The organism is Marinobacterium sedimentorum, assembly GCF_024267675.1.
Classification (GTDB): Bacteria; Pseudomonadota; Gammaproteobacteria; order Pseudomonadales; family Balneatricaceae; genus Marinobacterium_A; species Marinobacterium_A sedimentorum.
Genome location: NZ_JALDYX010000061.1, coordinates 1 through 11,568 on the forward strand (window position 1 = coordinate 1; position 11,568 = coordinate 11,568).

At 56.3% G+C, this 11,568-nt stretch carries 9 protein-coding genes and 1 tRNA gene; 3 read left to right on the forward strand and 7 right to left on the reverse strand.

Translation table 11 applies throughout. The features are described from left to right. Positions 1-515: 515 nt before the first annotated feature. The gene (locus tag MRS74_RS23015; RefSeq protein ID WP_254582629.1) at positions 516-1,280 is read left to right on the forward strand and encodes an endonuclease/exonuclease/phosphatase family protein; all 765 of its coding nucleotides are present in this window, start codon (positions 516-518) and stop codon (positions 1,278-1,280) included. 332 nt (positions 1,281-1,612) lie between these two features. Here the strand turns inward: MRS74_RS23015 and MRS74_RS23020 are convergent, their stop codons facing one another. Together MRS74_RS23020 and MRS74_RS23025 are read right to left on the reverse strand one after the other, a co-directional pair. Next, a complete protein-coding gene (locus tag MRS74_RS23020; protein WP_254582630.1) occupies positions 1,613-2,272 on the reverse strand; it encodes a TetR/AcrR family transcriptional regulator in 660 nt (219 codons plus the stop codon). 82 nt (positions 2,273-2,354) lie between these two features. Further along, complete coding sequence (locus MRS74_RS23025) at positions 2,355-3,968, reverse strand: tetratricopeptide repeat protein (protein ID WP_254582631.1); 1,614 nt, start codon at positions 3,966-3,968, stop codon at positions 2,355-2,357. Between the two features lie 240 nt (positions 3,969-4,208). On the opposite strand from MRS74_RS23025, the gene MRS74_RS23030 reads away from it, so the two are divergent. Together MRS74_RS23030 and MRS74_RS23035 are read left to right on the forward strand one after the other, a co-directional pair. Further along, entirely contained in the window at positions 4,209-5,132 is a 924-nt protein-coding gene (locus MRS74_RS23030) for a histone deacetylase family protein (RefSeq protein WP_254582632.1), read from the forward strand. Between the two features lie 173 nt (positions 5,133-5,305). Then, complete coding sequence (locus MRS74_RS23035) at positions 5,306-5,881, forward strand: hypothetical protein (RefSeq protein WP_254582633.1); 576 nt, start codon at positions 5,306-5,308, stop codon at positions 5,879-5,881. 107 nt (positions 5,882-5,988) lie between these two features. Here MRS74_RS23035 and MRS74_RS23040 read toward each other — a convergent pair whose 3' ends face one another. The 5 genes from MRS74_RS23040 to MRS74_RS23060 form a co-directional block, all read right to left on the reverse strand. Beyond that, positions 5,989-7,290: a sodium ion-translocating decarboxylase subunit beta gene (locus tag MRS74_RS23040; protein ID WP_254582634.1), complete on the reverse strand. Its 1,302-nt coding sequence runs from the start codon at positions 7,288-7,290 to the stop codon at positions 5,989-5,991. A gap of 16 nt (positions 7,291-7,306) precedes the next feature. After that, positions 7,307-9,094 carry a sodium-extruding oxaloacetate decarboxylase subunit alpha gene (oadA, locus tag MRS74_RS23045; protein ID WP_254582637.1) on the reverse strand — a complete coding sequence of 596 codons (1,788 nt, stop codon included), beginning with the start codon at positions 9,092-9,094 and terminating at the stop codon, positions 7,307-7,309. Between the two features lie 54 nt (positions 9,095-9,148). Beyond that, positions 9,149-9,406 carry an OadG family protein gene (locus MRS74_RS23050; RefSeq protein WP_254582635.1) on the reverse strand — a complete coding sequence of 86 codons (258 nt, stop codon included), beginning with the start codon at positions 9,404-9,406 and terminating at the stop codon, positions 9,149-9,151. A gap of 311 nt (positions 9,407-9,717) precedes the next feature. Further along, complete coding sequence (gene thiI / locus MRS74_RS23055; protein WP_254582636.1) at positions 9,718-11,181, reverse strand: tRNA uracil 4-sulfurtransferase ThiI; 1,464 nt, start codon at positions 11,179-11,181, stop codon at positions 9,718-9,720. A gap of 232 nt (positions 11,182-11,413) precedes the next feature. Beyond that, positions 11,414-11,490: transfer RNA gene (locus tag MRS74_RS23060), tRNA-Arg, on the reverse strand. Positions 11,491-11,568: the final 78 nt, after the last annotated feature.

The window sequence follows — 11,568 nt, forward strand, 5'->3', positions numbered from 1 at the left end:
GTTACCTGTTTCACATTCTCGGGCTGATCAAATAGTGTTCATGCGTTTGCCCTGGAAGGCCCCCTAATAAAAGGCATCCCTTCATTTTCGAAAAGCGAACGACGGATTATTACTTGGGGGCAATACGGCGGTCTAAAAAAAGGACTTGGCGAGGATATCATTGACATAACCGCCACATACTACAGTCGACCACCCTTAAGTCTAACGCGTCAAAAACACACAACCATATCTAGAATAGATCTACGTTCGTTCGAGGGTACGGATGCGTCGGATCATAATTGGGACAAGCAGACTGCTCAAAGTCTTGAGAAAATATCTAAAACCCTAGCTAGTATTACCAGTGTTGGAAATCAATCGTTAAACATATCTATTCGTACCGACAACTCAGACAATAAAAATCTCTAACATGGTAGTAAAATTATCACTTTTATTCACGGCACTCGGAGTCCCAAACAACGTTATGGAAGGACCATTCCTTAAATCTGCCCCTGTTTCCGGCGTTAACGGTATAGCATATGAAAATTGTAAATTGGAATTGTAACGGTGCATTGAGAAAAAAGCTGGACGAGGCCAACAGTTTTGACGCCGACTTACTAGTTATCCAAGAGTGTGAGAACCCAGAAAAGTCCAGCCCCGAGTATAGAGACTGGGCTGGTGATTACCTTTGGATAGGAGAATCTAAAAATCGAGGAATTGGTGTATTTCCAAAAAAAGGGAATTTAGTTAAAAGCCTCAATTGGCAAGGGGATTTTAAACTCACTGAGTTAGACAGCAGCAGTACGGCACTTCGATGGAGCACAGATGAATTAAAACTATTTTTACCATTTACTATCAACGATTATCTTACAATTTTGGCAGTCTGGACAAAAGTCAGTAATGACCAAGCTTTCGGATATATGGGACAGTTCTGGAAATACTTGCAGATCCATCGGGAAGAATTATCGGGAAACAGCACAATCATTCTTGGTGACTTTAATAGCAATGTCATATGGGATAAACCTGACAGGTGGTGGAACCATTCTGATGTCATATCGGAGCTTGATGCAATAGGTATTCAAAGCCTTTACCACAGTCAATTTAGTGAGGCACAAGGAAAGGAAAGCAGACCAACGTTTTTTCTCCACCGAAATCCCGAAAAGGCTTATCACATAGATTATATTTTCACGTCAGAAGACATTTCCAGAATCAGCAGCCTTGAGATAGGTAACCACAATGACTGGATAACGGTTAGTGATCATGTACCTTTTGTTTTTAATATAGATAGTTCATCAGCTAGCTAAGGAAATTATCGGCATTGAATTTCATAATCTATAACTGCTGGCGGAAAAGGTGAAGTTGGCAGCCTCCCCCTTATGAAGCCAGCGAGCACTGAGGTCAGGCGGCGAATTGGCCCGAAGGGGCGCAACAGGGACTGTTGCGCCTCCGATGAGGTACATGGATGTACCTTCAGCGGAGCCCGTCGCATGGGCTCAGAGCGCAGCGAAAAGGCTTCATCGGGGCGTGCTTTCTTTGGATACTTTCATTGCACGAGCAAAGAAAGTATCGCGCCAGCAAGGCGCAACACAAACCATCAAACCGCTTCGATGCCAACGATTGCACGGGCTTCAACGCATCACCCCTTCAACCCAATACCCTTCAAAATCACATGGGTTAAAAAATCCCCCGCCCGCGTAAAGTCATCCGCCTCCAGACTCTCCTTGCCCAGCGACAACTCAATCTGCGCCGAAAAATCCGCATAGGTCTGGGTAGACGCCCAGATGGTAAAAAACAGATGTTCAGGTTCGATGGGATCAACAATACCATCGCGAATCCAGCCCCGTACCAGAGCAATATCGGCTTCGAGCTGGGGCAACAGCCGCTCGCGCAGATACTCCTTCAGGTGCGGCGCGCCATTGATGATCTCGTTGGCAAACACCTTGGAGCCGTTGGGATGGGTGCGGGATATCTCGAACTTGCCCCGAATGTAATTTTCCAGCATGGCGGCGGGGTCTTCACCGGCCTGCTCCAGCAGCGTCATTTTCTCGAGCCACAGATCGAGAATCGTCTTCAGTACCTGACGATAGAGAATTTCCTTGGACGTAAAATAATAAAGCATATTCTGCTTCGACAGTCCGGCCTGTTCGGCGATGGCTTCAACCGAAGCGCCGTTATAGCCGAACTGTGCAAACACGTCTTCCGCCGCCGCCAGTATGCGGGTTTCATGGGCTTCCCTGATGCGCGAGCGCCGCTTGGGTTTGATCTCTTCGACCGCTGGGGTGCTTTTCCCTGTCATTCACTCTGTTCCGCTGCTGTTACTCAAAAACCTGAGGGAATTTTACCACATGGTACAAGCAGGCGCTGAAGCGCCTGCGCTCTCAGCGCAGCAGTGCACCCAGGCTGCCCTGGGGCAGCTGCTCTATGGGCTGGGCCCGCAGGCGCTGCAGCATCATCTGCCGGGCCTGTACATCGCCTTTCATCGACAGGCGCGCGGCCAGGTGCAGGTAACGGTCCACCATGCGCAGGCGCTCCTCGCGCTTCTTTTCGGTATCACGGGCAGACTCCAGAAACAGCTGAGCGAGATTGAGCAGCGCCGACCCATTGGCGGGATCGTAGTCAATGGCCATGCCGAAGTAGCGCAGCGCCTGCGGCACCTTGCCGACGCGGTAATGCTTCACGCCAAGGCGGTTGACCTTCAGACTCATGGCCGGATCCCGCTTGCCGGTTTCCGGCGACGCCTGCATCTGTTCTGGCGTTTCGGGCTCCAGCAGCGGCACCTTGTCGGCACTCACTCGCAGCTGTTCACGCTTGAGATCCAGTGGCGTTTCAAGCGTCCGGTTAAGCGTCTCGGCCTCCCGTTCCATGCGTTCGGCTTCGAGGCCATCGTCCAGATCCTCGAACAGCTGGCGGCGCAGCAGCGCCACCTGGATCTTGCAGCGACTGTCCCGTGGAAACTGGAACAGCGCCTGATTCAGTGACTGATCAAAGGCATCACGCAGCAGCACCGCCTGGCGCGCATCGGCATCGGCCAGCGCCAGGCGCTGAAGATTGGCCAGCTTAAGAAAGGGCTCGGGGGAGCGATAAACACTGTGACGCCCCAGTACAATGGATTTTCGATAAGCCGTCTCGGCGGTGTCCAGGTTGCGTGTCTGGGTCGAGACACGGCCCAGTTCCATCTGCCGCGGTATACCCATCGGACAGCGTGTGGTGGCATCCACCAGCGCCTCGCGGGCAGCGGGCAGCTCGCCCAGACGCTCATGCACTATGGCCAGCAGATCATAGGCGCCGATCAGCAACGGATAATGCTCGATCAGACCTTCCAGCACGCCAACGGCATCCCGAAACTGACCCAGACCCGCCAGGGCTTCGGCCAGGTGCAGCCCGGCTTCCTTATCCTGACTCTGCCAGTAACGGGCCTCGGACAGCACCCGCGCCTCCTGAAACCGGCGCGCCTGAATCAGCAGCTTGCCCTTGACCTGCTGCACAAAATCAAACAGCGGATCATGCTTTGGCACCCGCTCATCACAGGCGGCAATGGCGCGGGCCAGATCACCCATTTCCAGCGCCATATCCACCGGTCGCAACACCGCCTTGCGACCGACCAGGGTATCGAGGCGCAGTTTGAGTTCATCAATGCTGAAGGGCTTGGTGAGCAGCACATCGGGGCGGCTGTCGATGGCATGCAGCACTATTTCCTGACTGGCGTCACTGGTCATGAATACCCAGCCGGCGCTGGGTTTCATATAGCCACGGTAACGGGCCTCCTCGAGTATCTGGATACCGGAGACCGTATCGCTGCCATTGTGACCGAGTAGAATCAGATCGAAGCCGCCCTCGGAGATCAGGCTGAACACCCGATCATTGATGCCCACCGCCTGAATGTTGTGCACACCCAGGCGGCGCAGCATATGAAAGATCGCCGAGCGGACATTGCCGCTGCTATCAATCAGCAACACCCGCTTGTCTGAATAATCGACCTTCCTGTTTGTCACGTAACGCCAATCCTTAAGCTGCTGTTGCATAGCGGAGTATAGGAGCCCGGCGGGCTTCAGGAAAAGCACAGACCGAAAATACATTGACCTATAGGCCTAAGACCTAAAGCTAGCGGCAGCCGGCGCCTCGATTCGTTACACTCAAGGCAAAGACGCTGCGCTGTATTTGAGCTCCCAGCCTCGCACTGTACAGCGACGCCTGATTAATAGCGCCATAACAATGACAAGAGTGCCGTCACCATGACCACCGCCTTAATCTCCCACGCAGACTGTACCCTGCACGACATGGGTCCGGAACATCCGGAAAGCCCGCTGCGCCTGCTGGCCATCCGCAAGGTACTGGAGCGCACCGGCCTGATGCAGGAACTGGAACAGCATCAGTCAGTCGCAGCCACCGCACAACAGATAGAGCTGGCACACAGCCGCCAGCATCGGACGAGGCTCGAACAGCTTCAGCCCGAGCAGGGTATCGTCCATGCCGACGATGATACCGCCCTGTGCCCCCACAGCCTGAACGCCGCCACCCTGGCGGCCGGCTCCGCTATCCAGGCCACAGACCTGGTTCTGGGCGGCACCGTCCAGAATGCATTCTGTGCCATACGCCCGCCCGGACATCACGCCGAACACAGCCTGGCGATGGGCTTCTGCTTTTATAACAATGTCGCCATCGGTGCCCTGCATGCGCTGCAGCAGCCCTCGGTACAGCGGGTCGCCATCGTCGACTTCGATGTGCATCACGGCAACGGTACTGTGGATATCTTCAAGGACAGGCCCGAAGTGCTGGTGTGCTCGACCTTCCAGTACCCCTACTACCCCGAGCGCTACCAGGATATTCAGCGCGACAACATCCTCAACTGCCCTCTGCCGGCCTACAGCAAGCCGGCGCTGTTCCGCCACGCCCTGGAAGACCGCTGGCTGCCCGCACTGCTGGCACACAAGCCCGATATCATCTTTATCTCCGCAGGTTTTGATGCCCACCATGAAGATCCCATGGCGGATCTGGAGCTGACCGAAGAGGACTACCGATGGGCCACCCAAATGCTCACCGATGTGGCACGCCAGTGCTGCAACGGGCGCATAGTGTCGGTGCTGGAGGGCGGCTACAACCCCGTAGCACTGGGTTTTTCGGTGCAGGCACACCTGGAAGTGCTGACGGGGCATTGAGTTGCGCAGGGCCATGCTCGGCTCCTTGCAGCGGCCCTTAGCAACAACGGCAACATTCGCCGGCATCCGGACACTGCGGAGTACCTAAGTACCATTGTGAACCCTGGCATCATCCCTACACTGAACTCATGTCTTGAGATCATGCCCTGAACTCATGCCCTGAGAGGAGATGGATGATGAGACCCGCCGTGCTTGCCCGCCATGCAACCGCCGCTGTATTGCTGCTGGTGCAGATCCCGATTGCCTCGGCCGCCACGCTGCCGCTTGGCACGCGCACCATCTACCTGCTGGATAACCAGGGTAGCGAATACGTGATTGGCCGTATCGAGCTGCAACAGCAGGCCGCAAGCGATCTGGTAACGTATCAACTCGACATGGACAAGCGCCGTTTCGCCGACCATTTCCTGTCGATGAAGGAGATGAAGTGCCTCGAAGGCCCGGAACATATGTGCTTTCTCCCCTACCCCTACGACAACCCCCACACCCTGAGCGAAACCGACCTGCGCTGGCTCGAGCACGATCTGCTGTTCATGTTCAAACCCCCAAGCCAGTTCGGCGCCAACTTGTGGAACGGCGTCTATTACCAGATGACCGTTACGGACGGGGCCATTGAAGGCGAAGCCCGGGCCGTGGACCTTAACCAGCTCGCAGCCCCGCCCGACAATCCGGCTATCCCGCCCTTTGGCATCCATGACATCAACGAAACCGAACTGGAGCAGCGCTGGCTGCCGCGCCTCATCATTCGCTGATACCACTGAACAGGCACACCTGTGCACCCTCGCTGTCTTGAGATAAAACGCCAGCCACAAAAAAGGGGCCGTCGATGAGGGCCCCTTTTTATCCAGCAGCTTGTCGTTTAGCCGACAAACTTGATCATCACACCGGCTGCCACCGCGGAACCGATAACGCCGGCGACGTTCGGGCCCATGGCGTGCATCAGCAGGAAGTTCTGCGCGTTGGCTTCCAGGCCCAGCTTGTTCGAGACACGCGCGGCCATCGGCACCGCCGAGACCCCGGCCGAACCGATCAGCGGGTTGATGGAATTACCACCGGCCATCTTGTTCAGCGCTTTGGCCATCAGTACACCACAGGCGGTGCCTATACCGAAGGCGATGACACCCAGCACCAGGATACCCAGCGTCTGCAGCTCCAGGAACTTGTCAGCGGACAGCTTGGAGCCAACCGACAGACCCAGGAAGATGGTGACTATGTTGATCAGGGCGTTCTGGGCGGTATCGCTCAGACGATCCACCACACCACATTCGCGCATCAGGTTACCGAAGCAGAACATGCCCAGCAGCGGTGCGGCGTCCGGCAGCAGCAGGGCTACCAGGATCAGCAACGAAATCGGGAACAGGATCTTCTCCAGCTTGGACACGTGACGCAGCTGGCTCATCTTGATCTTGCGCTCTGCCTCAGTGGTCAGGGCACGCATGATCGGCGGCTGAATCAGCGGCACCAGTGCCATGTAGGAGTAGGCCGCTACCGCAATCGCACCCAGCAGCTGGGGCGCCAGCAGCGTGGTTACATAGATGGCGGTCGGGCCGTCGGCACCACCAATGATACCGATCGCCGCGGCGTCCTGAATGCTGAAGTCCATCACTCCCAGCATCGTCAGGCCAATCGCCCCCATGATGGTGGCGAATATGCCGAACTGCGCCGCCGCACCCAGGAACAGTGTCTTGGGGTTGGCCAGCAGCGGGCCGAAGTCAGTCATCGCGCCCACACCCATGAAGATCAGCAGCGGCGCGGCACCTGAGGCTATGGCCACCAGGTAGAAGTTGTACATCATGCCGTTGCTGTAACCGCCATCCTGGGCTACCAGCGACGCTGTCGCATGCACCGAGGGGGCAGAGATATGGTAGGCGTGCAGGATTTCTTCGGGGTCTGTACCGGCAACATTCAGCACCGAAGCCAGGGCCTGTAACAGCTCGGGCTTGGCGAAATGCACCGCGTTTTCAACCGCCGAAAAGGCCAGACCCGCTTCGGGAATGTTGGCCATGATGCCGCCGAAACCGATGGGTACCAGCAGCAGCGGTTCGAAGTTTTTCTTGATCGCCAGGTACAGCAGCAAAAGGCCGACCAGGATCATCACAAACTGGCCGCCGGAGATATTGTATATCCCCGATGCGGTCAGCAGAGTTATCAGCTTATCCATGTGGATCCTTCCCCGTTTACGCCAGGCTCAGGAGGGAGTCACCCACCTGAACGGCATCGCCTTCCTTCACGTCGACGGCAACCACGGTTCCTGCGCGGGCGGCGCGGACTTCGGTTTCCATCTTCATGGCTTCGAGGATCACCAGCACGTCACCTTCCTGCACGGCCTGACCCACACCCACTTCCACTTTCCAGATGTTGCCGGCCAGCGGTGCGGGCACGTCCTCACCCTCTGCAGCAGCCGGTGCGGCAGCGGCAGGCGCAGCGGCGGCCGGAGCCTTGGAGATTGCGGAGATGTCGCCACCTTCAGCTACCTGAACCACGTAGTTCTGGCCGTTAACGGTGATAGTGTAAACTTCCGGGCCGGATTTCTTCGGTGCAGCCATGGTCTGAGCGTCCTCTAGAGTCGGTGCAGGTTCAAATGCGTCGGGGTTGGCGCGGTTTTCCAGGAATTTAAGCCCAATCTGCGGGAACAGGGCGTAGGTCAGAACATCATCAATTTCGCTGTCGCCAGTCGCCAGGCTAATGCCTTTTTCCTGGGCCTGCTTACGCAGCTCAACAGTCAGCCTTTCAATTTCGGGCTCAAGCATGTCGGCCGGGCGGCAAGTAATGGGGTCCTTGCCATCCAGTACACGGGCCTGCAGCTCGGCGTTGTAGGGCGCAGGCGCGGCGCCGTATTCGCCCTTGAGAATCGCCTGCACTTCCTTGGAGATGCTCTTGTAACGCTCGCCCATCAGGACGTTAATCACCGCCTGGGTGCCCACGATCTGCGATGTCGGCGTAACCAGCGGGATCAGACCCAGATCTGCGCGCACGCGCGGAATCTCGGCCAGTACTTCGTCAAACTTGTCGGCAGCACCCTGCTCGCGCAGCTGGCTTTCCATGTTGGTCAGCATGCCGCCGGGCACCTGGGCAATCAGGATGCGCGAATCGGTACCGCGCAGCGAACCTTCAAACTTCGCGTATTTCTTGCGGACTTCACGGAAATAGGCGGCAATTTCTTCCAGCAGCAACAGGTCCAGACCGGTATCGCGGTCCGTACCCTGCAGGGCGGCAACCACGGTTTCAGTGGCGGTGTGGCCATAGGTCATGGACATGGAGGAAATGGACGCATCCACGCGGTCAATGCCCGCCTCGATGGCCTTGAGCAGTGTCATGTCCGCCAGACCGGAGGTGGAATGCGACTGCAGCTGCACTTCAAGCTCAGTCTGGTTCTTCAGGCGGGACACCAGGTCAAACGCCTCGTAGGGCTTGAGGATGCCGGACATGTCCTTGATACAGATGGATTCCGCACCCATGTCTTCCAGGGTCTTGGCGTAATCCACCCAGTTGTCCACGGTGTGAACAGAGCTGGTGGTATAGGAGATGGTGCCCTGGGCATGCTTGCCGGTCGCCTTGACCGCCTTGATGGCGGCAGCCAGGTTGCGCGGGTCGTTCATCGCATCGAAGATACGGAATACATCGACACCGTTGGTGGCAGCACGCTCAACAAAGCGGGCAACCACATCGTCGGCGTAGTGACGGTAGCCCAGCAGGTTCTGACCGCGCAGCAGCATCTGCTGGCGGGTATTCGGCATGGCCTTTTTCAGTTCGCGGATACGGTCCCACGGGTCTTCGCCAATGTAGCGAATGCAGGAGTCAAATGTTGCACCACCCCAGCTTTCCGTAGACCAGTAGCCAACCTGATCGAGTTTGTCGGCAATAGGAAGCATGTCGTCCAGGCGCATGCGGGTAGCCAGCAGAGACTGGTGACCATCACGCAGTACCAGTTCGGTAATGCCTAAAGGTTTCTTTGCATCGGACATGTTAAAGGGCCTTTTGTCGAATGAATGCATTTATTCTTTTCATTACCACTGCCGTCAGTTTGAGCGGAATTTATGTACCGCTGCACTGATCACGGCGACCAGCTCGTCATTGTTGGCGGCTGGAGCACTCACAGAAGCCGACCCGGCGGCCGGTGCACGCTTTTTAGCCGGTTTTATTTCTGGCGCGGGGGCATATTTCGTAACAATCTTGGACATAAGCCCGGTGACGAATACCAGCAGCGTCAGGAAAACAAACACGAATCCCATGCCGAATACCATCAGCTCAAGGCCTTCGGAGAGCAGATTATCCATCGTAGGATGCTCCTTGTGTTAATCCAGTCGTTGACTAATTCTCTTTATTTTCAGGAACTTATCAACATTAAAGATCGGTTTCCGAACAATTTGAACGGATTCAATTTAGCCGGGAATGCCTGATCCCGGCAACATAAGCGAACGTATTTTAGACAAATTAGGGGGAACAAGGGAGACAGGAGTCGACTGCATAATTTATGGCAGACATTTAAGAAAACTTATAACTGACCCTATTTCGATTAAACGCAGCTTTTAAATGGCCGAAAAAAGGCGCCCCCAGGGCGCCTTTCTGCGATGCTTCGGCCCTGTTCTCAGATGCTCTCGGGACGAAACACCTTGACATTGGCAAAACCCTTTTCCTGCAGGTGATGCGCCTGCATCTGGCTCATCACGCCCTTCTCGCAGTACAGCAGGTATTCGCGGTCGGTATCGAAGCTTTCCACTTCGCTGCCGAGCTTGAAAAACGGGATGCTAAGGATTTCGCAGCCCGGCATGTTGAGCGGCTTCTTTTCCTGCTCGTGGCTGGCGCGGATATCCACGATCACCTGGTTGGCGCCGACCCGGGTCAGGGCCTCCACCGCGGCATGGGCATTGATGTTCTCGACGATCTCATCGATGGCGATCACCTGCACTTTTTTCAGCGCCTGCTCCAGCACATCAAAATCGAAGTTGGCCTCTTCCTCCAGCACCCGTTCCATCTTGCCGCGGGTGGTGGGGCGGTCCGAAATCACGCCGCAGTACTCGGGAATGCTTTTGGCAAATTCGAAGGCACCGATCTGCTTCGACAGGTCTATGATGTCCTGCTTGTCGGAGGTCACCAGCGGACGCAGCACCAGTTTGTCGGTCGCCTTGTCGATCAGCGCAAGGTTGGTCAGGGTCTGGCTCGACACCTGGGCCACGCTCTCGCCGGTCACCAGAGCATCGATTTTCATGAAATCGGCCGCCCGCTCTGCGGCCCGCAGCATCATGCGCTTGAGAATGACACCCATATAGGAGTGGTGCACATTCTGCAGCAGCTCGCCGATCACCTCTTCAAAGGGCACGGTCACAAACTTGACCCGGGCACTGGAGCCGTAACGCTGCCACAGATGCAATGCGACCTGCTTGACGCCGATCTCGTGGGCATAGCCGCCGAGATTGAAGAAGATGAAATGGGTTTTGCAGCCGCGCCGCATGGTCATGTACGAGGCCACCACCGAATCGAAACCACCGGAGATCAGCGACAGTACCGGCTCCTGGGTTCCCAGCGGGAAGCCGCCCAGCCCCTGGTGACGTTCGGTCACGATAAACATGCGATCATCCACGATCTCAAGGTCGACCCACACCTGCGGGGTGCGCACATCGACGCCGGCTGCTTCCGTATGCTGATTCAGACCGCCGCCGATGTAGCGCTCCATGTCCACGGAGGTGAAGTCATGGTTGCGACCGCTGCGCTTGACCCTCACCTTGAAGGTCTTGCCACGCAGAAGCTCGGCGTAGGCATCCCGTGTGCGCTCGTAGGCGTCATGAAAATCGACCAGAGGAAATTCCCTCACTTCAAGAAAGGCATGCACACCGGGCGTGCGAGACAGCACTGAGACGACCTCGTCTCGCAGGTGCTCAGTGCCGGGGACGCACACAACATCAATCTTGTCCCAGTTGTTGCGCACCTTGATCTGTTCATCGACACGACGCAGCGTGACTTCCAGATTTGTCCCCAGGCGCTGAATCATGCGCTTGCGCACAGGGCGACTCTTGATGGTAATTTCGGGAAACAGCTTGACGATAAATTTCATGTCGCGGACCAGGAAAACAGGACGGAGATAACGGAGGCTCACGATTATACCGGATCGAACGCCGCGAGTCAGAAGCTTGTCCGGCTGCCAATGCCGAATGCCAGATCACGAATCACAGAAAGCGACTGGGTGGCCAAGGATCTTGATGAAACTAGAGGTAGAGCCGAGAAGTAAGATCAGAATGATACTTGCTTCAGAAAATCTGCTTTAGAAACACTACAGTCTCTCGTAGTGGTGCGCCCGGCACGATTCGAACGTGCGACCGCCTGGTTCGTAGCCAGGTACTCTATCCAGCTGAGCTACGGGCGCTAAAGCAGTGAGGTTGTTACAGGAGTGGTGCGCCCGGCACGATTCGAACGTGCGACCGCCTGGTTCGTAGCCAGGTAC